The 26,679-nt window shown below is 47.7% G+C and carries 28 protein-coding genes, 2 tRNA genes, 1 rRNA gene and 1 riboswitch; of the genes, 29 read left to right on the forward strand and 2 right to left on the reverse strand.

What is annotated here, in order from left to right:
- Nucleotides 1-53: 53 nt before the first annotated feature.
- Together hprK and BUA56_RS17520 are read left to right on the forward strand one after the other, a co-directional pair.
- Entirely contained in the window at nucleotides 54-986 is a 933-nt protein-coding gene (hprK, locus tag BUA56_RS17515; RefSeq protein ID WP_072854059.1) for an HPr(Ser) kinase/phosphatase, read from the forward strand.
- Between the two features lie 3 nt (nucleotides 987-989).
- The gene (locus BUA56_RS17520; protein ID WP_072854062.1) at nucleotides 990-1,937 is read left to right on the forward strand and encodes an ROK family glucokinase; all 948 of its coding nucleotides are present in this window, start codon (nucleotides 990-992) and stop codon (nucleotides 1,935-1,937) included.
- Between the two features lie 141 nt (nucleotides 1,938-2,078).
- Here the strand turns inward: BUA56_RS17520 and BUA56_RS17525 are convergent, their stop codons facing one another.
- Complete coding sequence (locus tag BUA56_RS17525) at nucleotides 2,079-4,727, reverse strand: transglycosylase domain-containing protein (protein WP_072854064.1); 2,649 nt, start codon at nucleotides 4,725-4,727, stop codon at nucleotides 2,079-2,081.
- A gap of 152 nt (nucleotides 4,728-4,879) precedes the next feature.
- Here BUA56_RS17525 and BUA56_RS17530 point away from each other — a divergent pair, with 152 nt between their 5' ends.
- The 7 genes from BUA56_RS17530 to BUA56_RS17560 all read left to right on the forward strand — a co-directional run bounded on the left by BUA56_RS17530 (nucleotide 4,880) and on the right by BUA56_RS17560 (nucleotide 10,661).
- Complete coding sequence (locus BUA56_RS17530) at nucleotides 4,880-5,500, forward strand: YigZ family protein (protein WP_072854066.1); 621 nt, start codon at nucleotides 4,880-4,882, stop codon at nucleotides 5,498-5,500.
- A gap of 82 nt (nucleotides 5,501-5,582) precedes the next feature.
- A riboswitch (TPP riboswitch) is annotated at nucleotides 5,583-5,688 on the forward strand.
- Between the two features lie 155 nt (nucleotides 5,689-5,843).
- A complete protein-coding gene (thiC, locus tag BUA56_RS17535) occupies nucleotides 5,844-7,157 on the forward strand; it encodes a phosphomethylpyrimidine synthase ThiC (protein WP_072854068.1) in 1,314 nt (437 codons plus the stop codon).
- 12 nt (nucleotides 7,158-7,169) lie between these two features.
- Complete coding sequence (thiS, locus tag BUA56_RS17540; RefSeq protein ID WP_072854069.1) at nucleotides 7,170-7,364, forward strand: sulfur carrier protein ThiS; 195 nt, start codon at nucleotides 7,170-7,172, stop codon at nucleotides 7,362-7,364.
- Nucleotides 7,365-7,367: 3 nt separating this feature from the next.
- Nucleotides 7,368-8,171, forward strand: a complete 804-nt coding sequence (gene thiF, locus BUA56_RS17545) for a sulfur carrier protein ThiS adenylyltransferase ThiF (protein WP_072854071.1) — start codon at nucleotides 7,368-7,370, stop codon at nucleotides 8,169-8,171.
- 12 nt (nucleotides 8,172-8,183) lie between these two features.
- Nucleotides 8,184-8,951: a thiazole synthase gene (locus BUA56_RS17550; protein ID WP_072854073.1), complete on the forward strand. Its 768-nt coding sequence runs from the start codon at nucleotides 8,184-8,186 to the stop codon at nucleotides 8,949-8,951.
- A gap of 2 nt (nucleotides 8,952-8,953) precedes the next feature.
- Nucleotides 8,954-10,108 carry a 2-iminoacetate synthase ThiH gene (gene thiH / locus BUA56_RS17555; RefSeq protein WP_072854075.1) on the forward strand — a complete coding sequence of 385 codons (1,155 nt, stop codon included), beginning with the start codon at nucleotides 8,954-8,956 and terminating at the stop codon, nucleotides 10,106-10,108.
- Nucleotides 10,095-10,661, forward strand: a complete 567-nt coding sequence (locus BUA56_RS17560) for a thiamine phosphate synthase (protein ID WP_207650950.1) — start codon at nucleotides 10,095-10,097, stop codon at nucleotides 10,659-10,661. The genes thiH and BUA56_RS17560 overlap by 14 nt, the downstream gene beginning before the upstream one ends.
- A gap of 67 nt (nucleotides 10,662-10,728) precedes the next feature.
- Here BUA56_RS17560 and BUA56_RS17565 read toward each other — a convergent pair whose 3' ends face one another.
- Nucleotides 10,729-11,247, reverse strand: coding sequence for a peptidylprolyl isomerase (locus BUA56_RS17565; protein ID WP_072854077.1), 519 nt, complete (start codon nucleotides 11,245-11,247; stop codon nucleotides 10,729-10,731).
- A gap of 217 nt (nucleotides 11,248-11,464) precedes the next feature.
- On the opposite strand from BUA56_RS17565, the gene tsaE reads away from it, so the two are divergent.
- The 20 genes from tsaE to BUA56_RS17665 form a co-directional block, all read left to right on the forward strand.
- Complete coding sequence (gene tsaE / locus BUA56_RS17570) at nucleotides 11,465-11,899, forward strand: tRNA (adenosine(37)-N6)-threonylcarbamoyltransferase complex ATPase subunit type 1 TsaE (protein ID WP_072854079.1); 435 nt, start codon at nucleotides 11,465-11,467, stop codon at nucleotides 11,897-11,899.
- Nucleotides 11,896-12,612 carry a tRNA (adenosine(37)-N6)-threonylcarbamoyltransferase complex dimerization subunit type 1 TsaB gene (tsaB, locus tag BUA56_RS17575; protein WP_072854081.1) on the forward strand — a complete coding sequence of 239 codons (717 nt, stop codon included), beginning with the start codon at nucleotides 11,896-11,898 and terminating at the stop codon, nucleotides 12,610-12,612. The genes tsaE and tsaB overlap by 4 nt, the downstream gene beginning before the upstream one ends.
- Entirely contained in the window at nucleotides 12,609-13,043 is a 435-nt protein-coding gene (gene rimI, locus BUA56_RS17580; protein ID WP_072854083.1) for a ribosomal protein S18-alanine N-acetyltransferase, read from the forward strand. The genes tsaB and rimI overlap by 4 nt, the downstream gene beginning before the upstream one ends.
- Nucleotides 13,044-13,155: 112 nt before the next feature.
- Nucleotides 13,156-13,404, forward strand: a complete 249-nt coding sequence (locus BUA56_RS17585; protein WP_072854085.1) for a hypothetical protein — start codon at nucleotides 13,156-13,158, stop codon at nucleotides 13,402-13,404.
- A 572-nt stretch (nucleotides 13,405-13,976) separates the two neighbouring features.
- Nucleotides 13,977-14,435 (forward strand): Na+/H+ antiporter subunit E, encoded by a 459-nt coding sequence (locus BUA56_RS17590; protein ID WP_072854086.1) that lies wholly within the window; start codon nucleotides 13,977-13,979, stop codon nucleotides 14,433-14,435.
- A gap of 2 nt (nucleotides 14,436-14,437) precedes the next feature.
- A complete protein-coding gene (locus BUA56_RS17595; RefSeq protein ID WP_072854087.1) occupies nucleotides 14,438-14,755 on the forward strand; it encodes an MrpF/PhaF family protein in 318 nt (105 codons plus the stop codon).
- Nucleotides 14,736-15,074 carry a cation:proton antiporter gene (locus tag BUA56_RS17600; protein WP_072854088.1) on the forward strand — a complete coding sequence of 113 codons (339 nt, stop codon included), beginning with the start codon at nucleotides 14,736-14,738 and terminating at the stop codon, nucleotides 15,072-15,074. Before BUA56_RS17595 ends, BUA56_RS17600 begins: the two co-directional genes overlap by 20 nt.
- On the forward strand, nucleotides 15,058-15,315 hold the full coding sequence (locus BUA56_RS17605) for a hydrogenase subunit MbhD domain-containing protein (RefSeq protein WP_072854089.1): 258 nt from the start codon (nucleotides 15,058-15,060) through the stop codon (nucleotides 15,313-15,315). The genes BUA56_RS17600 and BUA56_RS17605 overlap by 17 nt, the downstream gene beginning before the upstream one ends.
- The gene (gene mbhE / locus BUA56_RS17610; protein WP_072854090.1) at nucleotides 15,308-16,240 is read left to right on the forward strand and encodes a hydrogen gas-evolving membrane-bound hydrogenase subunit E; all 933 of its coding nucleotides are present in this window, start codon (nucleotides 15,308-15,310) and stop codon (nucleotides 16,238-16,240) included. Before BUA56_RS17605 ends, mbhE begins: the two co-directional genes overlap by 8 nt.
- Nucleotide 16,241: 1 nt before the next feature.
- A complete protein-coding gene (locus BUA56_RS17615; RefSeq protein WP_072854091.1) occupies nucleotides 16,242-16,616 on the forward strand; it encodes a sodium:proton antiporter in 375 nt (124 codons plus the stop codon).
- A 9-nt stretch (nucleotides 16,617-16,625) separates the two neighbouring features.
- Complete coding sequence (locus BUA56_RS17620; RefSeq protein WP_341443516.1) at nucleotides 16,626-18,107, forward strand: complex I subunit 5 family protein; 1,482 nt, start codon at nucleotides 16,626-16,628, stop codon at nucleotides 18,105-18,107.
- Between the two features lie 15 nt (nucleotides 18,108-18,122).
- Entirely contained in the window at nucleotides 18,123-19,619 is a 1,497-nt protein-coding gene (locus BUA56_RS17625) for a complex I subunit 5 family protein (RefSeq protein ID WP_072854093.1), read from the forward strand.
- 10 nt (nucleotides 19,620-19,629) lie between these two features.
- Complete coding sequence (locus tag BUA56_RS17630; RefSeq protein WP_072854094.1) at nucleotides 19,630-21,099, forward strand: complex I subunit 5 family protein; 1,470 nt, start codon at nucleotides 19,630-19,632, stop codon at nucleotides 21,097-21,099.
- 11 nt (nucleotides 21,100-21,110) lie between these two features.
- Nucleotides 21,111-23,096, forward strand: a complete 1,986-nt coding sequence (locus BUA56_RS17635) for a complex I subunit 5 family protein (protein WP_072854095.1) — start codon at nucleotides 21,111-21,113, stop codon at nucleotides 23,094-23,096.
- 95 nt (nucleotides 23,097-23,191) lie between these two features.
- Nucleotides 23,192-24,100: a ribonuclease Z gene (locus tag BUA56_RS17640; RefSeq protein ID WP_072854096.1), complete on the forward strand. Its 909-nt coding sequence runs from the start codon at nucleotides 23,192-23,194 to the stop codon at nucleotides 24,098-24,100.
- Between the two features lie 11 nt (nucleotides 24,101-24,111).
- A complete protein-coding gene (gene tsaD, locus BUA56_RS17645; protein WP_072854102.1) occupies nucleotides 24,112-25,143 on the forward strand; it encodes a tRNA (adenosine(37)-N6)-threonylcarbamoyltransferase complex transferase subunit TsaD in 1,032 nt (343 codons plus the stop codon).
- Nucleotides 25,143-25,841: a 2-C-methyl-D-erythritol 4-phosphate cytidylyltransferase gene (ispD, locus tag BUA56_RS17650; RefSeq protein WP_072854097.1), complete on the forward strand. Its 699-nt coding sequence runs from the start codon at nucleotides 25,143-25,145 to the stop codon at nucleotides 25,839-25,841. The genes tsaD and ispD overlap by 1 nt, the downstream gene beginning before the upstream one ends.
- A 70-nt stretch (nucleotides 25,842-25,911) precedes the next feature.
- Nucleotides 25,912-25,997, forward strand: a tRNA-Ser gene (locus BUA56_RS17655).
- A 62-nt stretch (nucleotides 25,998-26,059) separates the two neighbouring features.
- Nucleotides 26,060-26,149: transfer RNA gene (locus BUA56_RS17660), tRNA-Ser, on the forward strand.
- 311 nt (nucleotides 26,150-26,460) lie between these two features.
- Nucleotides 26,461-26,679 (forward strand): 16S ribosomal RNA (locus BUA56_RS17665); the annotation flags it as partial.

Raw genomic sequence — 26,679 nt, forward strand, 5'->3', positions numbered from 1 at the left:
GAAAGATCGTATGTGGTAGAATAAAATCTAAGAAATCGCAAAGGAGAGCACATATGAAAGGTGTAGAACTTAAGAAAATGGTGCAGGAGCTGGGGCTTTATAATGCAACCCCTGATATTGATATGTCTGAGATAAGGATTACCCTTCCGGATATTAACCGGCCGGCACTTCAGCTGACAGGTTATCTGGAGCATTTTGAGAATGAAAGGGTACAGATTATCGGATACGTGGAATACACATATCTTCAGCATCTTACCCGGGAAGAAAAAGTCGCCGCCTATGAAAGGTTTGTGTCCAGCAAAATTCCCTGTGTGGTTTTCAGCACGATGACACATCCGGATGAGGATATGCTCCGGCTGGCTGAAAAGTATCAGGTACCTACCTTAACGGTAGATAAGACAACCTCTAATTTTATGGCGGAGATTATCCGCTGGCTGAATGTTCAGCTTGCGCCTTGTATCTCTGTCCACGGTGTGCTTGTAGATGTGTACGGAGAGGGCGTTCTCATCATGGGTGAGAGCGGGATAGGTAAGAGCGAGGCTGCTCTGGAGCTGATTAAAAGAGGACACCGTCTGGTAAGTGACGATGTTGTGGAGATTCGGCGTGTCAGCGATGTGACACTGGTAGGTTCGGCTCCGGATATTACCAGGCATTTTATTGAGCTGAGGGGAATTGGAATTATAGATGTAAAAACCCTGTTCGGCGTAGAGAGTGTAAAGGATACCCAGGCCATTGATCTGGTAATTAAGCTGGAGGAATGGAGTAAGGATAAAGAGTATGACAGACTCGGGCTGGAGGAGGAATATACAGAATTCCTGGGCAATAAGGTAGTGTGCCATTCTCTTCCTATACGTCCGGGAAGAAATCTCGCTGTGATAGTTGAATCTGCTGCAGTAAACCACAGACAGAAAAAGATGGGATATAATGCGGCAAAGGAACTGTACAAGCGGGTACAGGAGAATATTGCGAAAAAGAGGGAGGATTAATGTATGGCACAGTATTGCTTTGGAATTGACGTAGGCGGTACTACAATAAAGTGCGGCCTATTTGACACCAGTGGGAAGGTACTGGACAAATGGGAGATTAAGACCCGTGTAGAGGAAGGGGGAATGCACATACTGCCCGATGTGGCAGAGTCCATTCTTCGAAAGGCAAAGGATGCTTCCATCCCTGCAAAGGATGTGGCTGGTATAGGAATCGGTGTCCCCGGACCGGTGAATGAAAAAGGGGAGATTCCCTGTGCGGTTAATCTCCATTGGGGACAAAAGTGTATAGAGGAAGAATTGAGGACTCTTTCCGGATACCCTGTCAAAGCGGCAAATGATGCCAATGTGGCTGCCCTGGGAGAGATGTGGAAGGGCGGCGGTGAAGGAGCCAGAAACATGATTCTGGTTACTCTCGGAACTGGTGTTGGCGGAGGAATTATCGTAAACGGCAGGATCGTGGCAGGTGCCCACGGTGCAGGAGGGGAGATTGGGCATGCCTGTGTGGATCCCAACGAAGAAGAAGCGTGCAACTGCGGCGGCCACGGGTGTCTGGAACAGACCGCGTCGGCTACGGGAATCGCCAGGATCGCCCGCAGGATGCTTGCCCAATCAGAAAAAACGTCTGTACTTCGGGGACAAGAGATTACTGCCAAAGCAGTCTTTGACGCCTATAAAGAGGGAGACCAGCTGGCGGCAGATATAGTCTCTGTCTTTTCCGACTGCCTGGGACGGGCACTGGGTAATTTTTCCTGTGTAGTAGACCCTGAGGTCATTGTTATCGGGGGAGGTGTTTCAAAGGCAGGGGATGTATTGATACAGGCTGTTGAAAAGAGCTATAAAAAATATGCCTTCAGTGCCTGCAGGGACACTCCGCTGGTTTTGGCAAAGCTGGGTAATGATGCGGGTATTGTGGGAGCCGCAAAGCTGATACTGGATGCTGTGGGGAGCTGATTGTGATATCTACCCGGCCCCAATTTCTCTCTGGATTTGTATCCTGCAATTTGGGCGTCTTGCAGCTCCATGCGCGGGATAAGAGAAAACAAAGGACATTGCGCTTGTAAGCGCAATGTCCTTATGTGATCTTATGCTCTGTCAGGTGCCCGGCTGTGGGGTATCCCCGCCCGGCTGATCCCCGGTATTGCCTCCGGGCTGATCTCCGCCTTCTACGGGCGGTGTGGGCGTTGTCGGCTCTTCCGGAGTACCCGGCTGTCCGGTGTTGCCTCCGGGCTGATCCCCGGTATTGCCGTTAGGATTTTCCGGCTGGTTATTGTTTGTATTATTGCCGTTAGGATTCTCTCCGGTGGTTGGAGGAGTGGTGTTATTCGTGTTTTCCTCCCTCTGATTGCTGCCGGAAGATTCATTATTGGATTCTGTGTCGTCGCTTCTCCGGTAATTGCTGTGCTTGTTGCACCGCTTGGTGGGAAGTGTTGTCTTATCGAAATATTCTGTGATAGTCGGGCATCCGGCATTTGGACGAAGCCCGGTAGTAGCACATACCGTTTCTTTCTCCACCGTGGAGGGCATCTCAAAATCTTTTTCTTTCAGATCCTCATGAATTCTGCCCATAATTTTTTTCCATAAAGTCTGGTGATAGGACCTGTAGATTCCGGATTTCGGAAGCTTCTCATTATCATCATAGCCTGCCCATACCGCGCAGGTATAGTAAGGCGTATAGCCTGCAAACCAAACATCGTTATAACCGGAGGTGGTACCTGTTTTACCTGCTACAGGCATACCGGATAATTTTAAACGCGTACCTGTACCCTCTTTGACCACGTCTTCCATCGCACTTGTGAGAAGATAAGCAGTGCTTGGCTTGATTACAGATGTGGTCTCAGGTGTATTGTCAATGACGGTATTTCCGTCGCTGTCCAGAATCTTAGTGTAGAAAATTGGTTTGGTATAGGTACCCTCGTTGGCAATGGCGGCGTAGGCAGCGGTCAGCTCAAGATTGCTCACACCAAGGGTGATACCTCCAAGTGCCAGAGGCTGCCGGACATCGCTGTATATCTTGCCGTTAATTTCCTTGTAGTCATAAATAGTAGTAAATCCGAATTTTTTCAGATACTCATAACCCAGTTCCGGGGTGATTTCTGTTAGACATTTGACTGCCACCACGTTGACAGAATTAATGATAGCATCCCGTATGGTAGTGGTTCCCCCGTAGGAATTGGTCAGCCAGTTCTTGACCGGACGGCCTCCCTCATATTCAAACGGTTCATCCTCATAAGTGCTCGCCAGTGTCTTGTCACAGACGTCCAGAGCAGGGGCATAGGTGGATACTATTTTGAAGGTAGAACCTGGCTGCCTAAGTGTATTAGTGGCCCGGTTCAGTGTCAGGCTGGCAGTTTTCTCCCCTCTGCCTCCAACCAGTGCTTTTACATATCCTGTATGCTGATCCATTACTACCAGCGAAGACTGGGGCTGGGGTGTGTAGATTGCCTTTTCAGCTACCACTGTACTGCCATCGGCCATAAGATGCTCTTTGTATGAGTCAATATAGGGCTGGGCATCTTCTTCGCTGTCAAAGAGGAGTGTAAAGTCAGAATCTGATTCCTGGAAGTAGGCTTTCATCATTTCTTTGCTGTAATTCTCCTCTTCTCCGTTAGGATGCTTGAGGGTAAGGGCATAGTCCAGACTCACCTGTGACCCGGACGGGAAATTATCAGGGTCCTGGTATTCCTCATCGCAGATCTGCTGTATATTCTGGTCCTGTGTACAGTAGATCTGAAGACCGCCGCTGTACAGAGCATTGTATGCCTGCTGGGAGGTATAGCCCTTCTGATCCTGCAGATCCTGGATCACCTGCTTGGTCAATTCATCGATATAATAGCTGTATACAGAGTTATCGTCTGCTGTCTCTGCCTCTGTCTGCTGAATTCTCTCGTAAACATTGTCAGCCAGTACCTCATCGTGCTGTTCCTGGGTGATATAACCCTGTTCCAGCATGTTTTTCAGTACTTTTTGCCGGCGCTCTGCATTGTCCTCAGGATGCGTGATTGGATTGTACTTGGTCGGATTTTGTGTAATACCTGCCAAAACCGTGCATTCAGACAAGGTCAGGTCTTGTACATCTTTATCAAAATATCGGTGAGATGCCGCCTGTACCCCGTAGGTACCAGCGCCCAGGTTAATTGTGTTTAAATAGTTTTCCAGAATTACATTTTTATCCTTCAGCTGTTTCTCAAGCTGGATGGCAAGGTACTGTTCCTGGAATTTTCTTTTGAATCTTTCTACCGTTGACTCGTGTGTCCAGCCGGTGAATACGTTATTCTTTAATAACTGCTGGGTAATTGTACTGGCGCCCTCAGAAAAGTGGCCTGTAGTGATACCCTTAACACCTGCACGGATAATACCGCGGATATCGATTCCGTTATGCTCATAAAACCGTTCATCCTCAATAGCAACTACGGCGTGTTGCAGATCCAGAGGAATCTGGTCAATGGTCACAGGCATACGATTCGAATTGGGTGCAGTTAATTTCTGAATCTGATTGCCCTCTGTATCATACACGAAGGTAGCAGCACCAATGGGCATAATATTTACATCGGAAATCTCAGGGGCATTGTCAATCAGACCCCTCACAGCACCGAAGCCTGTACAGGCGCACAGGACAAAAACTGCAATCAGAGATGCAAATATAACCCGAAGGAAAGAAACGTGTGCTTTGTTACCTACCATAGTGGAACGGGAGGTTAGGGCATTGCGTTTCTTGGAAGTCGCTCTTTTTCCAAAGTTCATGAATGTTGCCTCCTTTTCCCATCCATTATAACAAAAGAGAATTGTGAAATAAAGCCCCAATTAAAAACTTCACAATTGCTTCCCAAATCCTTAAGAAACATGTTAAAATAAAGGCGAAGATACTACAAAACTATAAAGAGGATACGAATATTATGCGAAATGAATATAAAATCGTGGAAATTGGGGGAGAGGGAGAGATTGTAGAGAAAAAATCAAGATTTATAGCTACAGTTCGCCCGGTGAAATCAGAAGAAGAAGCGCTGTCTTTTCTTGAGGAGATGAGAAAAAAATACTGGAATGCCTCCCACAATTGTTATGCTTATGTCATCGGAGCGCAGGGGGAAACTATGCGCTGCAGCGATGACGGGGAGCCCAGCCAGACTGCTGGAAAGCCTATGCTGGATGTGCTTCTGGGGGAGGAGCTTCACGATACGGCAGTGGTAGTCACCAGATATTTTGGGGGAACCCTGCTGGGAACCGGCGGCCTGGTAAGAGCATATTCCAAAGCAGTGCAGGAGGGATTGAAAAATAGCAGTGTGGTGATAAAGCGTCATGTCATACTTCTGGAGATTGCGACGGATTACAATGGGATCGGGAAAATTCAATACCTGCTGGGGCAGAGAGGACTGCCTGTGAAGGATGCTGAATATACGGAACAGGTGCGGCTTCAGGTACAGGTCCCCTTTGAAATGGCTGAGGAACTGAAGTATGAGATTACAGAGGCTACCAGCGGGCAGGCCAGAATGGAAAAGATCTGGGAGGGGATGGCGTAGCCCGCCTTCTTCCGGAATAGGATATTTTTTTTGAGAAATGATTGACAACGGATGGACTCATGATTATAATGAAACCAATTGAATAGCGATGCAGGGGAACTAAGTGTAGTTGAGAATGACAGAAGAGGCTGTCTAACCCTTTGAACCTGACAGTTAACACTGTGGTAGGGAGCATTCGGAATTTAGTAAAAGGCAGAATGTTCACAGTTATTAGTGAACTTTTTTTATTTTATAAAGACCCAATGGACTGGCAGGTAGTAATATACCTGCCTTTTTTGTGTCCGTTTGGAAACGTGTTCTGGCGCATTTGCTATTCAAGAAATACATAAAGGAGGATAGGATAATGCGCGAATATTACACGCAGATGGAAGCGGCGAAAAAAGGAATTGTAACTCCGCAGATGAAAGCAGTGGCTGAAAAAGAACAAATGGATCTGAGGGAGCTTATGGGAAAAATGGCGTCTGGGGAGGTGGCAGTGCCTTCTAATATCCACCATACTTCTCTGTCTCCGGAAGGGGTTGGCGCCGGACTCCGGACAAAGATTAATGTTAATCTGGGAATCTCAGGAGACAGCAAGGACTATGAGCGGGAGATGAAGAAGGTGGATATGGCGCTGGATTTTGGCGTGGAATCCATTATGGATCTGAGCAATTACGGAAAAACCCATGATTTCAGAGAAAAACTCATCGAAAAATCTACTGCCATGATAGGGACGGTGCCTATGTATGATGCCATCGGGTATCTGGACAAAGATTTGCTGGAGATCTCAGCACAGGATTTTCTGAGCGTGGTGGAGGCCCATGCCAGAGAGGGCGTGGACTTTGTCACCATTCATGCGGGCCTGAACCGCAGGGCTGTGGAGAGTTTCCGCCGGGAGGGCAGAAAGATGAATATTGTTTCCAGGGGAGGTTCTCTTCTCTTTGCATGGATGGAGATGACAGGCAATGAAAATCCTTTCTTTGAGTATTATGACCAGGTGCTGGAGATTTTGAGAGAACATGATGTCACCATCAGCCTTGGGGATGCTCTCCGGCCGGGATGTCTGGAGGACGGATCGGATGCGGGACAGATTGCAGAGTTGATTGAAATCGGGGATCTCACCAGAAGGGCCTGGGCAAAGGATGTACAGGTACTGGTAGAGGGGCCTGGACATATGGCTATGGATGAGATTGCCGCGAATATGAAGATACAAAAACGTCTGTGTCACAATGCTCCTTTCTATGTGCTTGGTCCTCTGGTGACGGATATCGCACCAGGGTATGATCACATTACTTCCGCCATCGGGGGAGCTATAGCAGCCGCCAGCGGTGCGGACTTCCTCTGTTATGTAACTCCTGCAGAGCACCTGCGTCTGCCGGATGTAAATGATGTGAGAGAAGGAATTGTGGCGAGCAGGATCGCAGCACATGCAGCAGATATTGCAAAGGGGATAAAAGGGGCCAGAACCGCGGATGACAAGATGGCAGCGGCAAGACATAAGATGGACTGGGAAGAGATGTTTGCCCTGGCAATTGACAAAGAGAAGGCCAGAGAGTACTTTGAGAGCACCCCCCCTGCAGACAGACATACCTGTTCCATGTGCGGGAAGATGTGTGCTGTACGCACCACTAACATGATACTGGAAGGCAAAAAAGTGGAATTCTGTTCTGAGAGATAGGAGAGAGGCCGGATGAGAGTGAACGGAAAAGACGTAGCCCTTGAGGAGAGGATAACACTGGAAATGTTCTTACGGGAACACAAATATCCATTGGATAGAATTGCGGTAGAGAGAAACCATGAAATCATATCCAAGAGCAGATACGGTGAGGTAGTGCTCACCGAAGCTGACACTCTTGAGATTGTAAGCTTTGTGGGCGGAGGTTGATCCATGAGAGTGGTTCTGAATGGGGAAGAGAGAGAGCTTCCCGCCTGTACGCTGGAGCAGCTTCAAAAGGAGTTGGGCAGAGCGGATGACATAACCATTGTAAATGGATACTGCACCTCGGGGGTGTACTCTGTGCAGCCCGGGGATGAGATTTTTTTTGTCTCCAGAGGCAGTATGCCAAAGCCCGGGGAGCTTGAGACCATGATGGCGGCCCGGCATACCCCGGGAGTCCACCGAAAGGTGAAAAAAGGAAGAGTGGGAATCGCAGGTCTTGGGGGACTGGGTTCCCATATTGCAGTTATGCTGGCCCGCACCGGGGTGGGACATCTTCTGCTGGTGGATTTTGATGTGGTGGAACCCAGCAATCTGAACCGGCAGAATTACATGATATCCCATCTGGGAATGAAAAAGACAGAGGCTTTGAAAATGCAGATTGGGCAGATAAATCCATATATAGAGGTGGAGACAATAGACGTGAAGATCGATGCTGAAAATGCAAAAGGTATATTTCAGGGATGTCAGGTTATCTGTGAGGCCTTTGATGCCCCGGAGACAAAAGCAGAGTTTACCGCAGTCATCTTAGAAAAACTTCCCGGCACCTATTTGGTCGGGGCTTCGGGTATGGCAGGATACGCCAGCGCCAATGCCATACATACAGAAAAAAGGATGGAGCGTTATTTTCTCTGCGGGGATCAGACAAGCGGGGCAGCCCCCGGCCAGGGACTTATGGCCCCAAGAGTACAGATATGTGCGGGTCATCAGGCAAATATGGTCCTGCGGCTGCTGTTGGAATTACATGAGGAATAGGAGAAAAGTAAGATGATTGACAAGTTAATAATAGGAGGACATGAATTTCGGTCCAGATTTATACTGGGATCCGGAAAGTTCTCACTGGAGATGACAGATGCAGTAATAAAAAACGGAGGTGTGGAAATGGCTACCCTGGCCATCCGCAGAGCCAATATGGGGGGAGAAGAGAATATACTGGACTATATGCCCCAGGGAATCACCCTTCTTCCCAATACCTCCGGCGCCCGGAATGCACAGGAGGCTGTCCGGATCGCCAGACTGGCCAGAGAACTGGGGTGCGGGGATTTTGTAAAGATTGAAGTTGTGCACGACAGCAAATACCTTTTGCCGGATAATTACGAAACAATTAAAGCAACAGAAATCCTGGCAAAGGAAGGATTTGTGGTTATGCCTTATATGTATCCGGACCTGAATGCGGCAAGAGATATGGTAAACGCCGGGGCAGCGGCTATTATGCCTCTGGGAGCACCTATTGGAAGCAATAAGGGGCTCTGTACCAGAGAGTTTATCAAGATTCTGGTGGAGGAAATCCAGCTTCCTATTATTGTGGACGCCGGTATTGGGCGCCCCTCCCAGGCATGTGAGGCTATGGAGCTGGGAGTTGCCGCAATTATGGCCAATACGGCTATCGCTACTGCCAGCGATGCTGCGCTGATGGCGTCTGCATTTAAATTAGCCATAGAATCTGGCCGTATGGCCTACCTGGCAGGACTGGGAAGAGTAGTAGAACACAAAGCCGTAGCATCCAGCCCTCTGACCGGCTTTCTGGAGGATTAAATATGATAACAGAACAGACCTGTCATATGGAATATCAGGAGGGTATGGAAGCTACAGACCATCAGCTTATGGACAGAGTACTGAAAAAAACGGCAGCATATGATTACAACCGTTATACACCTGCCCAGGTGAAGGCCGCGCTGAGAAAAGAGTCTCTGGATACAGAAGATTTTGCAGCCCTGCTTTCTCCGGCGGCGGCTCCATACCTGGAAGAGATGGCGCAAAGAGGCAAAGAAGAGACGGCAAAGCATTTTGGTAATTCCGTTTCCCTGTTCACCCCTCTGTACATAGCCAATTACTGTGAAAATAACTGTGTTTACTGTGGGTTTAACTGCAAAAACAGAATTCACAGAGGGAAACTGTCCATGGAGGAGATCGAACGGGAGCTGAAGAACATTGCAGCCACCGGGCTGCAGGACATTCTGATTCTCACAGGGGAGTCAAGACATGCCTCTGGCGTAGATTATATCGGAGAGGCGGTCAGACTGGCGGCCAAATATTTTGCTCTGGTGGGAATTGAGATTTATCCTCTCAATAGTGACGAATATGCATATCTCCATGCATGCGGGGCCGACTATGTCTGCGTTTACCAGGAGACGTATCAGCCCGAAAAATACGAACGACTCCATCTGAGCGGTCCCAAGAGGATCTTTCCCTATCGCTTCAATGCTCAGGAGAGGGCATTAAAAGGTGGAATGCGCGGGGTAGCCTTCGGTGCCCTTCTGGGATTGGATGACTTTAGAAAAGACGCCTTTGCCACCGGGCTGCACGCCTGCTATATCCAGCAGAAGTATCCTCACGGGGAGATTTCATTCTCTCCCCCCAGACTTCGCCCTATCATAAATAATGACAAGGTAAATCCTAAAGATGTCCACGAAACACAGCTTCTCCAGGTAATGCTGGCGTACCGGCTATTCATGCCGTTTGCCGGAATTACCATATCTACCAGGGAACGGGCAGGTTTTCGGGATCATGTCATCGGTATGTGTGCCACAAAGATATCAGCCGGGGTTAAAGTGAGTGTGGGCGGTCACGGGGAAGAGGCAAAGGGGGACGAACAATTCGAGATTTCAGACCCCAGAAATGTGGAGGAAGTGAACCAGGCCATCCTTGACCGGGGACTGCAGCCGGTTTATGTGGACTATGTCAGAGTATAAATCCATGATTTGCATTACCAACAGACATCTGTGCGGGGAGGATTTTCTTCAGAGGATCCACAGTCTTGCAGGGATTCCGGAGATAGAAAGAATTATTCTCAGGGAAAAGGATATGGCTCAGGAGGACTATGAGAGTCTGGCAGAACAGTGCCGGGACATCTGCCGTCATGCAGGAAAGCCCTTTGCGGTGAATCATTTTATCCAGGCTGCCCGGAGGCTTAAAATCCCGGACATTCAGATAGCATTTGCCCAAATGGAGAAAAACAGGGAGTATCTGGGGGAGTTCTCCTCAGTGGGAGTATCTGTGCATTCTTCGGAGGAAGCCCGGCAGGCGGAAGCGCTGGGCGCTTCCTATATCATTGCGGGACATATCTATGCAACGAACTGCAAAGAAGGGATCCCTCCCAGAGGTCTGCGCTATCTAAAAGAGGTCTGTGACTCCACCGGCCTGCCGGTGTACGCCATCGGCGGGATTACCCCGCGCAATATGGCAGAGGTACTGGCAGCCGGGGCGGCCGGAGGATGTATGATGTCAGGGTTTATGAAATACTGAAAAACGCTTCCGGGGAACCATCATCAGTTGGTTCCCCGGAAGCGTTTTTCAGTCTCTGACTGAGAGATTAGCACTTTTCAGGTTCTGGATAGTCGACGCCAAAGGTTTCCACTGTCATACTCTGAATGACCTGGGGCTCTCTCGGCTTGTCGCTGTAATCGGTATCTGTCTCTGCAATCTTATCTACAATATCAAGGCCTTCTGTCACCTTTCCAAATGCGGCATACGCCCCGTCCAGATGCGGGGAAGTCTTGTGCATCAGAAAGAACTGGGAACCGGCGGAGTCCGGATGCATGGCGCGGGCCATGGAGAGGACTCCGGGTGTATGCTTCAGATCATTGGAGAATCCATTCTGGGCAAACTCTCCTTTTATGGTATAGCCGGGACCTCCCATGCCGTTGCCGTCCGGGCATCCGCCCTGGATCATAAAACCTTTGATGACCCGGTGAAAAATCAGACCGTCATAGAACCCTTTCTTTACAAGGCTGATAAAATTATTTACTGTATTGGGTGCGAGTTCCGGGTATAGCTCTGCCTTCATCACATCCCCGTTTTCCATGGTAATAGTTACTACTGGATTTGCCATAAGATAGTACTCCTTTTCCTTTACGTATTTGGCATACTGCCGTAAAACTTATTATAATATGGGATGGAGAAAGGTGCAAGTACTGATTCACCAGGTGTGCGGGAGGCCTCCTGTAGAAATGTGAGATTGCAGTGCGGTGCAGCCTTGTGCTATAATTGTACAGAATCACATGATTCAGACAGGATTCTAAGTGAAAACGGATAGGAATAGGATAATTATGATATATGAAACAAACAGCCCAGAGGAAACCTTCCGGCTGGGGGAAACCATTGGACAGAGAGCCCATCCGGGAGAAATTTACACATTGATGGGTGATCTTGGTGTGGGAAAAACAGTATTCACACAGGGAGTGGCAAAGGGTCTGGGAATTACAGAGCCTATCAGCAGTCCTACTTTTACCATCATTCAGGAATATGAAGACGGAAGGCTGCCCTTTTATCATTTTGACGTCTACCGCATCGGGGATGTGGAGGAGATGGAAGAGATTGGATATGATGACTACTTTTTCGGAAACGGAATCTGTCTCATAGAATGGGCGAATCTGATTGAAGAGATTCTTCCTGAGGATGTCAGGCAGATTACGATAGAGAAAGATCTGGAAAAAGGCTTTGATTACCGCCGCATTATAATAGAAGGGATGGATTCATTATGAAACTTTTAGCTCTTGACAGTTCCGGGCTGGTGGCCTCTGTGGCTGTACTGGAAGATGACAGGCTCTTGGCAGAGTACACCATAAACTATAAAAAAACACATTCTCAGACACTGCTTCCTATGCTGGATGAGATTGGTAAAATGATCGAACTGGATCTTAACTCCCTGGATGCCATTGCCGTCGCTGCAGGACCAGGGTCCTTTACGGGACTGCGCATAGGCGCCGCCACTGCCAAAGGGCTGGGGCTTGCTCTGGATAAACCGTTAATCGGGGTTCCCACAGTGGATGCGCTGGCTTATAATCTCTACGATGCCAGACAGCTAATCTGCCCTATGATGGATGCCAGAAGAAGTCAGGTGTATACAGGGATCTACAGATTCGAAGATGGGAAGATGAACATTATCACAGGACAGAAGGCAGTAAAGGTTGAGGAACTAATGGGGGAGCTGAATGCACTTGGGCAGGAAGTAATCTTTTTAGGGGACGGTGTCCCGGTCTACGCAGATCTGATACGGGAAAAGATAAAGGTTCCCTATTCCTTCGCGCCGGCGCATGTGAATAAGCAGCGGGCCGGATCTGTGGGGGCACTGGGAATGGTGCTGTATCAGAGTGGACAGGTACAGTCCGCAGCAGAGCACCAGCCGGAATATCTGCGGGTATCACAGGCGGAAAGAGAACGGGCGGCAAGGTTAAAGGGACAGAAACAGGTATGATACGGATTCGCAGAATGGAGCCCAGAGACACTTGTACGGCTGCAGACATAGAAAAGGAGAATTTTTCCCGCCCCTGGAGCAGAGAGAGCTTTGACTCCAGCGCTTTTCGAAAAGATACCTTGTATCTTGCCGCGGAAAAGGATGGACGCCTCGTAGGATATGCGGGAATGTGGATCTCTCTGGACGAAGGCGAGATTACCAATGTGTCAGTTGCGCAGTGTGAACAGGGAAAGGGCATTGGACGGATGCTCCTGGAGCAGCTTCTCACAGAGGCAGAACAGGCAGGGGTTGCCTCCTGCTTTCTGGAGGTCAGAAAGAGTAATGTACGGGCACTCGCACTCTACGAAAGTATGGGGTTCCAAAGGGTGGGAACCCGCAGGAATTTTTATGAAGCCCCTGTGGAGGACGGAATTGTAATGATCAGGAGATGAGAAAAATGTAATCTTTTGCTAAATTTGAAAACCGTTCCCACTATATTTATGTATTTTTTTTCGATATAATACATTTGTAAACGCAGAAGGGGATTCTAAAGGGAGGATACAGATGAGGAAATACAAAAACCAACAGGCCAAACAGCTGGAGCAGGTGTCCTGCAACATGTGTGGAAGAGAACTGAAGGTGGAAAACGGAATTGTGATGGAAGGGGTTTTCCCTGTAGATATTGTATGGGGATATTTTTCCAGTCGTGACGGGGAGCGTCATTCCTTTGACTTATGTGAATCCTGCTATGAACGGTGGACTGCAGGCTTTCAGATTCCTGTGGCCAAAGGGCAGGAAAAGGAGTTAATTTAGTACCTCCCTGATAGATAAGCGCTGGTGATACAGCTATAGGTTTGACAAAAAGAGTGCCGCAGTGAGATTTTATACACTGCGGCATTTTTTTTTGCGTAAACGGACGGAACCTGGGGATATTGCGCTTACTAAAACAAAATAAGAAAATATGTCCATTTTCAGCAGAAAATAATACAGGTGTACCTTTCGTGTATGCTATCGGACAAAACTTCCAATTTTGAGGTTTGAAGGGAAGAATGGTACATGATATTATCTTTCTAGAGGGAGTGCCCCGGATAAACGAAAACGGGATGAGGCAATTCAAATATGGAATAGCCTTAAGAATAATTGGAATTGTGCACAAAAAAGTACAATGTTATAATAAATATAACGTGAAAATACATAAAGACTATGATAAAATATAGACAAAGTCTGGAAAATATGTAAATATTTTGCCTTGTTCTCTTGCTCCGCTCGGAGTGAAACTGAAAGAATCCCTAATTTATTTGTGTACCGCATTTACTTTCTGGTAATGCAGTACAGCGCTGGAATGAAACGAATCATAATTTCTCTATAGTCAAGGAGGTGTATCATTGCTACTTATATTTATTTTATTCTGGATTGTGTTAAACGGGAAGATAACCGGAGAAATTATTGGAGCGGGAATCGTCATTTCTCTGCTGGTATTTATTTTCGCCTGCAGGTATCTGGGTTACAGCTTAAAAAGGGATGTCCGGTTTTTGAAAAAAATCCCAGTTGTGTGCTGGTATCTGGGTAATCTTATCCTGGAGGTAATAAAGGCAACAGCCAGTGTCATGAGATTTATTTTTTCTTTTAAATATGAGGTGGAACCTGTGCTGGTGCATTTTACAGTGGACTTTAAGACGGATATAGGACGGGTTATGATGGCTAACTATATCACGCTGACACCAGGGACCATTACGGTAGATGTGGACGGGAATGATTTTACTGTACATTGTCTGGACAAAGACTTTTCTCAGGGGATAGACGAATGTCTTATGATCAGGATTATTAAAAAAGTGGAGGAATAAGTATGGAACAGTATTACAGAGGTCTTTTTATCCTGTGCCTGATTATCCTGGCAGTTATTATTCTGATTTATGTCATTCGTTCCATTATAGGGCCGAAGCTCACAGATCGGATTATAGCTGTCAATGCAATCGGTACTCTTACAATTGTGGCAATAGCGATTCTGGCGATGCTTCTAAAAGAGTCTTATCTGCTGGATGTGTGTCTCATCTATGCTATGCTGAGCTTTTTGGCTGTGGTTGTTCTGGTACAGTTATATTTAAAGGTGTATGCAGAAAAACAGAAGGAGGACGAGGAAGAACATGATTGGGGAGAAAATTAGATTTGTACTGTGCGCTGCATTTATGCTGAGCGGCCTGGTGATTATGCTTGGGGCAGCCATCGGCAATTTTCGTTTCCGAACGGCTCTTAACCGGATGCATGCGGCAGCCATGGGGGACTCGCTGGGGAAGCTCTGCCTTCTGATAGGCCTTATGCTGTATCAGTGGGGCGGCACAGTTGAAGCAAAACTTCTGTTCATCCTGGCTTTTTTCTGGATGGCAGGTCCCGTGTGCAGCCATATGCTCTGCGAATTCGAAGTGACAACCAATGAGCTGATGAAAAAAGAGAAAGAGGTGAAGAAGGATGCTGACAGCGTTTAAATTTGTAATGTTTTTCGGACTAATTGTATGCGCTCTTTCCGCCTGTCTGGCCAGGCGTCTTCTGATATCTGTAGCTATATTTATGTCGTACAGTGTCATTATGTCTATTTTGTGGGTGGTGCTTAAGTCCCCGGATCTTGCTATCACGGAGGCTGCGGTTGGCGCCGGGGTAACCAGCGTCTTATTTTTTGTAACCCTCAAACGTATCCGGGCAATTGGAGAGGACGAAAAGCATGAGTAAGATTAAGAAAGACTACGAGCATACCTTTTTTGGCAAACTAGAGCGTTGGATTGCCGGGGAAAATGATGTTTTTTACGAAGATCCTGAACCCATGGCCCTGGAAGAACGGGAAAAGAAAGCAGGGCATAACTATCTCGCATATCTGGAACAGATCCCGGATGTTGGATATTCCTATGAAAAAGCGAAGGCCTACCATTATATATACCGGATTCTGACGGTGCTTATGGGTGTATTTATTGTAGGAACTTTGCTTTATGTGGTGTATTTTCTCCCTCCCTTTGGGGATGCAGACAATCCGGTAAACAATGAAGTGTCCCGGCGTTACATAGAAAAAGGGATGGAAGAGACAGGCGCTGTGAACATTGTTGCAGGAATGATCCTGGACTACAGGGCATTCGATACCTTCGGGGAATCCAATGTTTTATTTATCGCTGCTTCTGCGGTGCTTCTCCTTCTGAAGGCCGGCGACGGCGCGAAGACAGCGAAATCCCAGAAGGAGATTGGAATGAAGGAAGATGTAATCCTGCAGAGAGTAACTTTTATTCTGTCTCCTATGCTGTTCCTATTTGGAATTTATGTGATTCTCAATGGTCATCTGTCGCCGGGAGGGGGATTTTCCGGAGGCGCAATTATAGGAGGGAGTCTGATCCTTTTCAGGAATTCCTATGGATATGAGGCCATTGAACAGTTTTTTACAGAAAAGACGTTTCAGAACTGTACTCTGATTGCCCTTGGGTTTTACTGCCTTGCCAAAAGCTACTCTTTTTTTACAGGTGCGAATCACCTGAACAGCCATATTCCGCTGGGAACGCCTGGTGATATCTTCAGTGCAGGGTTAATCCTGCCTCTGAACATTGCAGTTGGCATTGTTGTGGCCTGTACCATGTATTCGTTCTATGCACTTTTCAGCAAAGGAGGGATTTGAGATGCTGGAGCACTTTCTGGAAAATGGAGAGGTTGTTACCTCTGTGATTCTCTTCGGTATCGGACTGGCGGCTCTCCTTCTGCACAAAAATCTGATAAAAAAGATAATTGGTCTTAATATTATGGACACCGCTGCTTATTTGTTTCTGGCGGCGCAGGGATACATAGAAGGCAGGGGGGCGCCTATCGTTACAGACGGGGTCACCAGAATGGACGCGTACATTAATCCCATCCCCAGCGGCCTGGTCCTCACGGGAATTGTAGTGTCCGTGAGCGTGACAGCGCTGATGCTTGCCCTTACGGTCTGCCTGTATCAGAAATATCATTCCCTTAATATGGACTATATCATTATGAAGATGAGGAAGGAGGAGGAGTAATTGGAATTTGTGTGCAACTTTCCGTTTTTTTCCATCATGGTTTCCATGTTCTCCGGTGTCATTTCCTCTGTCTTAAAGGGGAAGAAGGCCAGGAATCTGGGAGTTGCGGTAAATGGGATTGTGATTGTGCTCTCTGCCGCAACTCTTGCTTATGTGATGTCTACAGGGGAAAGCTTTGTCTATACTATGGGGCATTATACCGCACCCTGGGGAAATGAGATACGCGTAGGCGTTCTGGAAGCTTTAACAGCTACTTTTTTCAGCTTTGTGATGCTGCTGTCCGTTCTGGGAGGGATGAAGCATCTTAGCCGGGAACTGGAGGACAGGAGCCTGGGCATGTATTTTCTGTTTCTGAATCTGATGCTTGGGGCGATTCTGGCATTGATCTATACAAATGATATTTTTACCGCCTATGTGTTTATAGAAATTAATACAATAGCTGCCTGCGGCCTGATTATGGTGAGGAAAACAGGTCCTGTGTATGTGGCGGCAACCAGATATATGATTATGAGTCTTATGGGGTCAGGCCTTTTTCTCATCGGTGTATGTATCCTGTATACAGTTACCGGACATCTGCTGATGCCAAATATTCAGGAAAGCGTAAAGATGCTGATGCTAAGAGGGGAGTATCATATCCCTCTGCTAATGGTAATTATTCTTATCACGGCTGGCCTGGCCATTAAGAGCGGTCTGTATCCTTTTCATTCCTGGATGCCCGCTGCTTACGGCTTTTCCCTGCCTTCCTCCAGTGCCATTCTGTCCGGGCTGGTGTCAAAGAGCTATATTTTTCTGCTGATAAAGATTATCTACCGGGTAGTGGGCAAGGATACAATTCTGGGAAGCGATATTATAAAAGTACTCTTTGCATTCAGCGTGTTTGCTATAATCCTGGGTTCTGTGGGAGCCATTCGGGAAAAAGACATCCGATATATGAACGCATACTCTTCAGTAGCTCAGATTGGTTATGTGTATATGGGGATTGGGCTGGGAAGCCGTGCGGGAATGGTAGCGGCAATGTTTCATATCCTGGTGCACGCGGCTACGAAATCTCTCCTCTTTATCAGTGCAGAGGGGCTGAGTCAGGCCTCCGGCCATACCTATCGTATACAGGAATTAAAGGGTGCGGGATACAGGAGCCGGCTGGCCGGAATCGGTTTCACCGTAGGCGCGTTTTCCCTGGTGGGGATTCCCCTGTTCGGCGGATTTATATCTAAAATTTCTTTTGCTGTGGCAGCTACAGAGGATCCCAGAAAGGTCGTCCTTGTATTTATCGTGATTGCAATCAGTACATTGCTGAATGCTATTTACTTTGTCCGTACGGTAATAATTATCTATACCCCGGCGGCTGCATCTGAGAAGTCGAGAAGAGTAAAACTGGGAGCAGCCGGTTGTACAGCCATTACAGTATTTGCAGCCGTCAATTTTATCCTGGGCCTGTTTTCAGGGCCCTTTATAGGGGCCATCAAACAGGGGATTGCCATGTTCCAGTAGAAAAGGAGGAGACTTATGGGTGAAAATACTTTCTTAGTACTGCCTGTTTTGATGCCCGTACTTGCAGGGGGGCTTCTTTTGGCGGTACAAAAGCATCTGAGAAGCAGAAGAGCTCTACTGGGATACTTTTTGACGTTTTTAATCCTCCACGGAGGGCTTACGATACTACTGGGAATCTGGTGTCTGACGGAGGGGGAATATAGATACCTGCAGCTGTGGCAGCTGATGGACGGCGTATCCATTGCCCTACATACGGATCGCCTTTCCCTGCTGTTTGCTTTATTCATGGCCGCGGTATGGACTCTGGCAGGAATATTTGCAGTGGGCTATATGAGAAAGGAAGAGAGGGAAGGAACCTTTTATGCCTGGTATCTCATGGCCGGAGGAGTGCTTACCGGACTGGATCTCTCCGCTAATATGGTTACTCTCTACCTATTTTATGAAATGATGTCGCTGTCCACCCTGCCCTTAGTCCTTCATACCCTCAAGAAAGAGGCCATAATGGCGGGGCTAAAATACTTATTTTATTCTGCGGGTGGAGCTTTCGCCGGCCTGTTCGGAATTATCTACTTGTTTGGAAAGGGGATACTCTGTGACTTTTCCCCTGACAGGACGCAGAATATTCAGGCGGCGGCCCAGTCAGACCCTGTGTTTTATGTGGTGATCTTTCTTATGATTCTGGGCTTCGGTGTAAAGGCTGGCATGTTTCCGTTTCACGGATGGCTGCCGACTGCCCACCCGGTGGCACCGGCGCCTGCCAGTGCTGTGTTGTCCGGTGTGATTACAAAGGCGGGAGTGCTGGCCATCGTCCGGCTGATCTATTTTGTAGTGGGAGCTGAGGTGATCAAGGGGACCTGGGTGCAGTACGCCTGGCTGATCTTGGCACTCATCACTGTGTTTATGGGATCTATGATGGCTTACCGGGAACCGTTGATGAAGAAGCGGTTCGCCTATTCAACGGTTAGCCAGCTTGCGTATATTATGGCAGGGCTTTCTCTGCTTAATTTTTACGGGCTGGCAGGTGCCCTTTCCCATGTGGTTTTCCATTCTCTGATTAAAAATGCTCTTTTTGCCGTTGCCGGAGCGATTATCTGTCAGACCGGGAAGACGAAGGTTTCCGAGCTTAGAGGGATTGGAAAAGAGATGCCTGTTACCATATGGTGCTTTACACTGGCTGCTTTAGGTCTCATAGGAATTCCTCCGTTTGCAGGCTTTATCAGCAAATGGTATCTGGCGGCGGGGGCTTTGCAGGCTGAGATAGGTGTCCTGCGCTGGATAGCACCTGCGGTTCTGCTGCTCAGCGCTCTGCTGACTGCGGGGTATCTGCTTCCCATCACCATTCACGGGTTCCTGCCGGGAAAAGCGTATGACTACGGAAGTCTGAAGAAACGGGAGCCCTCTCTGTGGATGGTACTCCCCATTGTAATCCTGACTGCCGGAATTGCATATTTCGGTATATGGCCGGGAGGACTTATGGAACTGCTCACTGCCATCGGCAAGAGCATATTATAGGAGGTGCGGCATGGAAAACATCTATATCATTATACCTATTCTGCTTCCTATCCTCGCCGGGGCCCTGTTATTTTTCTTTCCTATAAAGGATAGAAAGAGAAGGAACATTGCAGTGGAAAGCCTTGTCATTGTAAATTCTGCAATTTCCCTTGGGATTTTGTGGGCGGGCAGTAAAGAGAGTCTGATCCTGTTCGAACTATATAAAAATGTAAGCCTGCTTTTCCGCATCGACGGTCTGGGAATGCTGTTCGGGACCATCGTATCCACACTCTGGCCATTGGCTACACTGTATGCCTTCGAGTATATGACTCATGAGACCAGAGAAAATACATTTTTCGCCTTTTATACCATGACCTATGGGGTGAGCCTTGGAATTGCCTATGCGGGAAATATGATGACTATGTATCTTTTCTATGAGCTGCTTACCCTGGTAACCATACCACTTGTGATGCATACCATGATTCCCCGGGCCAGGCGGGCCGGCAGGCAGTATGCCTATTATTCCATCGGAGGAGCAGCCTTTGCCTTTACCAGCCTGATTTTTATCACTGTGTACGGGGAAGGGGCGTCCTTTGCCATCGGAGGCGTGATGGATCACACGTTGGTGGACGATAACATTCTCCGCCTTATCTATGTGATGGCTTTTCTGGGGTTTGGGGTAAAGGCAGCCGTATTCCCCCTTCACGGATGGCTGATCTCTGCGTCTGTGGCTCCCACCCCGGTTACCGCCCTGCTCCATGCGGTTGCGGTGGTGAAGGCAGGAGTCTTTGCGGTCCTTCGTCTTACGTACTACTGCTACGGGACAGAGATACTCAAAGGAAGCTGGGCCCAGGACATTGTGATGGGAATTGCCATGTTTACTGTGGTATACGGCAGTACCATGGCTGTGAAAGAGGTACATTTTAAACGGCGGCTGGCCTACTCTACCATCAGCAATCTGTCCTACATTCTGATGGCAGCAACACTTATGAGCCCTCTGGGAATGATTGCAGCTATGTGTCATATGGTAGCTCATGCCATCGGCAAGATTTGTGCATTCTTTGTATCAGGATCGGTTATGTTCAAAACAGGATATCATTTTATACCGGCCCTGGACGGTGTGGGCCATCAGATGAAAAAAACATTTCTGACTTTTACGGTATCAGCTATGTCGCTCACGGGAATCCCTCTCACTATTGGATTTATCAGTAAATGGCGGATTGCAAAGGCAGCCTTTGCGGGGGAAACTCTTCTAAGCTACGGAGTGGTTATTGTTCTGTTCTATGCCGCGCTGATGGCCGCCATTTACATGTTTACTGTGGTTATACGTGCGTTTTGCCCGGAAAAAGGGAAGGAAAGGCTGATCGGCGGAGACACAACGGATCCCACCTGGCGAATGCTGATTCCCCTGGGGGTGTTTGCTGCTGCTATGATCGTACTGGGAGTTCACAGCGGACCGCTTCTGGATTTTCTGGAACAGGTAGCAGCCGGTTCTATATAGGAGGTAAAAAGATGCAGGGAAATATATTACTTGGACTTACGGTGGGCTGGCCTTTTGCAGCTGCACTGCTGTGCTATCTGACCGGACGGTTCAGCAAAAGAATGCGGAATTATGCGGCAGATCTTTCGATCCTTCTTGAGCTCCTTCTTTTCGCGTCTCTTGCTGTGCAGGTGTGGCAGGGAGAGACAGTGACATTTGAGGCAGCAGGAATCTGCAGTCTGGGGATCTGCTTCGTACTGGACGGGTTTCGGGCTCTGTTCGGACTCCTGTCTGCGTTCTTGTGGCTGATGTCTGCGCTGATGTCAAATGAATACATGAAACATGAGAGAAACAGAAACCGATATTATATGTTCCTTTTGTTTACCCTTGGGGCCACCATGGGGGTATTCCTCTCCGCGGATCTCTATACCACCTTTATCTTTTTTGAGATTATGTCTTTTACCTCCTATGTGTGGGTGGCTCAGAACGAAACGCCCCAGGCGCTGGACGCGGCGTCTACCTATCTGGGCATCGCCGTGGTGGGAGGACTGATCCTTCTCATGGGACTCTTTATGCTGCATCATCTGCTGGGAACGCTGCGGATAGATGAACTGTATGAAGCAGGCAAAAAAGCATGGACAGAAGACTCCGGGCAGATCTACACAGCAGGGGCGCTGATCCTTTTAGGATTCGGGGCAAAGGCCGGAATGTTTCCTCTTCATGTGTGGATGCCAAAAGCACATACGGTATCTCCTGCGCCGGCCAGTGTGCTGCTGTCGGGAATACTTACAAAGGCAGGTCTGTTTGGCATTCTGTCAGTTTCCTGCAATATCTTCCGATATGATCCCTGGTGGGGTACCGCCGTCCTTCTGCTGGGGATGGTAACTATGACCCTGGGGGCAGTTCTGGCTGTATTTGCAGTGAATCTAAAGCGGACCCTTGCCTGTTCCTCTATGTCCCAGATTGGGTTTGTACTAATCGGACTGGGAATGGCAGGGCTTCTGGGGGAAGAGAACCAGCTGGCAGTGCGCGGCATTGTGCTTCACATGATGAATCATTCCCTGTTTAAGCTGGTACTGTTTCTGGCTGCCGGAGTGGTGTTTATGAATCTTGAGGAATTGGAATTAAACCAGATAAGAGGCTTCGGGCGCAGAAAACCCTTTCTGCAGCTGGCATTTTTATCCGGGGCACTGGGAATCGGAGGAATTCCTTTGTTCAGCGGTTATGTAAGTAAGACGCTTCTCCATGAAAGTATCGTAGAATATATCCACGAAGGCGGTACTGTGTTGGGAAGCACAGGTTTTACTTCCTTTGTGGAACTTTTGTTTCTGTTCTGCGGGGGACTGACAGTTGCCTATATGATAAAACTCTACCATGCACTGTTTAGAAACCGCCACCCGGTGAGACAGAAGGAATTCGAGGAGCAGTATCGAAACTATGCAAATCCTATGACAAAATTAACGCTTCTTCTGTCCGGCGCTGTAATTCCTGTTTTGGGAATACTGCCGGGGGTAACCATGGAGCGGATTGCTGACAGCACAGGAACATTTTTTGCTGTACATCCCCTGGAACATGAGATCGCCTATTTTTCCTTTGTGAATCTGAAGGGTGCGGTAATATCTGTTGCTGTAGGATGCTTAGTTTATTTCCTTTTTATCAAAAAGACTGTTATGGTCAGGGAAGCGCCGGGCTGTTATGGATATAAGAATTTATGGCCGGTCTGGCTGGATTTGGAAAAGAAGGTTTATGTCCCGGCACTTACAAAGTGGCTGCCCTCTGTATGCGCCGGAATCTTTCGTATACCTGACCGTTTGGTTGACTTCATCATCCTTACGCTGAAGGAAACACTTTACCGGCCGCTGCGTCTCCAGACAGAATCAGAGGAGGCAGCCAGGATTTCCAGGGCAGAGAGGATCAGAGGAAGGATGGAATCTCACAAATGGATGACCATAAGCTTATCCTTTGGATTCCTCATGTGCTGCATCGGGATTGTGATTATGGTATTATGTGTACTTTAGAGCTTCCTGCCAAACATACTTAAAATGGCCCCTCATTGCCAACCGCTGGGAGTTGTGATAGAATAAGAGCACTGAAAATGAAATGAGGAAATAACATGTTAGATATATGTTTGCTGGGAACGGGTGGAATGATGCCTCTTCCCAGGAGGTGGCTGACATCTTTGATGACCCGTTATAATGGAAGCAATTTGATGATAGACTGTGGAGAAGGCACCCAAGTGGCGGTAAAAGAAAAGGGATGGAGTTTTAAGCCTATCGATACCATTTGCTTTACGCATTACCATGCAGATCATATCAGCGGTCTGCCGGGGATGCTTCTGACAATGGGAAACGCAGAGCGCACGGAGCCGCTGACACTCATAGGTCCGAAGGGGCTGAACCGCGTGGTTTCTGCGCTGAGAGTGATCGCCCCTGAGTTGCCGTTTGAGATACAGTGTGTAGAACTTACAGAGTCTGTGGAGCATCTGAAAAGCCATGGCTATGAGATTACAGCTTTTCGCGTAAACCACAATGTGGTTTGCTATGGATATACTTTGGAGATAAAAAGAGGCGGTAAATTTCTTCCAGAGAGGGCCAGAGAGCTGGGGATTCCCCTGAAGTGCTGGAATCCTCTCCAAAAGGGTGAGACAGTGACCTGGGAGGGGAACACTTATACTCCGGACATGGTTCTTGGGGCTCCCAGAAAAGGGATAAAGCTTACGTATACGACCGATACACGTCCCACTGCTTCTATCAGAGAGAATGCCAGGGAGTCGGATCTTTTTATCTGCGAGGGAATGTACGGGGAAAAGGAGAAAGAGGCAAAAGCCCGTGAGTATAAGCATATGACCTTTAAAGAGGCTGCGTGTCTGGCAAAAGAGGCTGAGGTTAAGGAATTGTGGCTGACACACTACAGCCCCTCTCTGGTTCGCCCCGAGGAATTTATGGATGAGGTCAGAGCGATTTTTCCCCGTTCCTATCCCGGAAAAGACGGTCAATCAGCAGATTTGCAATTTGAAGAATAAGGATGAAGAAAATGGATAAAAATATAGATGATGTGGTGATACTGGCGATTGAGAGTTCCTGTGATGAAACGGCAGCAGCAGTTGTAAAAAATGGAAGGCAGATTCTCTCCAATGTTATTTCTTCCCAGATAGAACTTCATAAGCTGTACGGCGGAGTGGTGCCGGAGATAGCATCCAGAAAGCATATAGAGAAAATTAACCAGGTAATTGAAGAGGCTCTGGAACAGGCAGGGGCTGTTCTGGATGATATGGATGCCGTGGGGGTAACTTACGGACCGGGCCTGGTAGGGGCTTTGCTGGTTGGCGTGGCAGAGGCAAAGGCAATCAGTTATGCCAAAAAACTGCCGTTGGTAGGTGTACACCATATAGAGGGTCATATTTCAGCGAATTACATTGAACATCCCGAACTGGAGCCTCCGTTTTTATGTCTTGTGGTATCGGGCGGTCACACGCATCTCGTGATAGTGAAAGAATATGGGGAATTCCAAATTCTGGGGAGAACACGGGACGATGCGGCAGGGGAAGCATTTGACAAGGTGGCAAGGGCCATAGGGCTTGGTTATCCGGGAGGGCCGAAGATAGACAAGCTGTCGTTGGAGGGTAATCCTTATGCCATTGATTTCCCAAAGGGCAAAATCGAAGATGCCCCTTACGATTTTAGCTTCAGCGGTGTAAAATCAGCGGTGCTGAATCATCTCAACCGCTGCAGAATGCAGGGGGAGGAGATTGTGGCAGCTGATATAGCGGCATCTTTCCAGCGTTCTGTAGTGGAAGTCCTTGTGGAGCATGCTATTTCGGCTGCAAAGGATTACCATATGGACAAATTAGCCATCGCAGGGGGGGTGGCATCCAACGGGGCACTGCGCAGGGGGATGGAGAAAGCCTGCCAGGAGAATGGAATTCATTTTTACTACCCGTCTCCTATTCTCTGTACGGATAACGCAGCTATGATTGGTACGGCTGCTTACTATGAGTATAAAAAAGGAACCCGTCACGGATGGGATTTAAATGCGGTGCCGAACCTGAAGCTGGGGGAACGCTAATGAAGAGAGAGAAATGTACGGCAATTGTGCTGGCAGCCGGGCAGGGAAAACGTATGAGGAGTAAAATACAAAAGCAGTTCCTTCTAATTAAAGGGAAGCCTGTTTTGTATTATTCTCTGGCCTGCTTTCAGAAAACAGACTGGGTGGATGATATTATCCTGGTTTCCTCCGAGGATTCTATAGAATTTTGCAGGAGGGATATTGTCCTGAAATATGGGCTTACCAAGGTGTCCAAAATCATTGCCGGGGGAAAGGAAAGATATGATTCTGTCTATCAGGGACTGCTGGCATGTGAAAACTGTGACTATGTGTTTATCCACGATGGGGCCCGGCCTTTTATCACAGAAGAGATGCTGAACCGCGCTCTTGACGGAGCCATGCGCTATCAGGCATGTGTAGTAGGGATGCCCTCAAAAGATACCATTAAGATATCAGATAAAGAGGGAATGATCGCTGCCACCCCGGACAGAAGGTACGTGTGGACAATACAGACTCCGCAGGCGTTTCGTTATTCTCTGATTCGTGAGGCCCATGAGGAGCTGCGGAGAGGAGATATGCAGGGAATTACAGATGATGCTATGGTCGTTGAAAAGACAAAAGGATGCAGAATAAAACTGGTGGAAGGCTCTTATGAAAACATCAAAATTACAACACCGGAAGACCTGATGATTGCTGAAAATTTTGTTGAAAAAATATGAAAATAACATATTGACAACATTAAACATTAATGGTAAAATATCACTTGTCGCTGACGGAAAGCGACACCATGGAGAGGTATCGAAGTGGTCATAACGAGGCGGTCTTGAAAACCGTTTGTCCGCAAGGGCGCGTGGGTTCGAATCCCACCCTCTCCGTTGAACCGTTGGATTCACTGAGGAACGGTTTTTATATAGCAATAGTAAATATCAGTGGTTTTGGAGAAGTACCCAAGCTGGCTGAAGGGGCTCCCCTGGAAAGGGAGTAGGTCGTTAATAGCGGCGCGAGGGTTCAAATCCCTCCTTCTCCGTTCTTAATTATCTGAAAAACACCGGGAAAAAGATGTAAAAGGTTGTTGACAAACGTTGAAAAACGTGATAAGATAATTGAGCTGACTGAGAAAAACAGTCAAAATTTAACAGTTTTTGATGAAGAATCATAGCATTCATTGTCAAACTGTACAAAGCACTTTGATAACTAAACAGTGAAACACATTAACCTGAAAATTCTAAAAAAAGTAACATTTTTGGGATGAGTAAAAATCCTTAAAAACAGTAAAAGGGATAAATTAGCCAAAGTTAATTTTGAACTTGGACAACTCTTGAACGAAAGTTCAACACTTTATCAGAGAGTTTGATCCTGGCTCAGGATGAACGCTGGCGGCGTGCTTAACACATGCAAGTCGAACGAAGCATATAGAGACGAGTATTTCGGTATGAGTAACTATATGACTGAGTGGCGGACGGGTGAGTAACGCGTGGATAACCTGCCTCATACAGGGGGATAACAGTTAGAAATGACTGCTAATACCGCATAAGCGCACAGTGCTGCATGGCACAG

The sequence above is a fragment of the Lactonifactor longoviformis DSM 17459 genome (assembly GCF_900129135.1).
Lineage (GTDB): Bacteria > Bacillota > Clostridia > Lachnospirales > Lachnospiraceae > Lactonifactor > Lactonifactor longoviformis.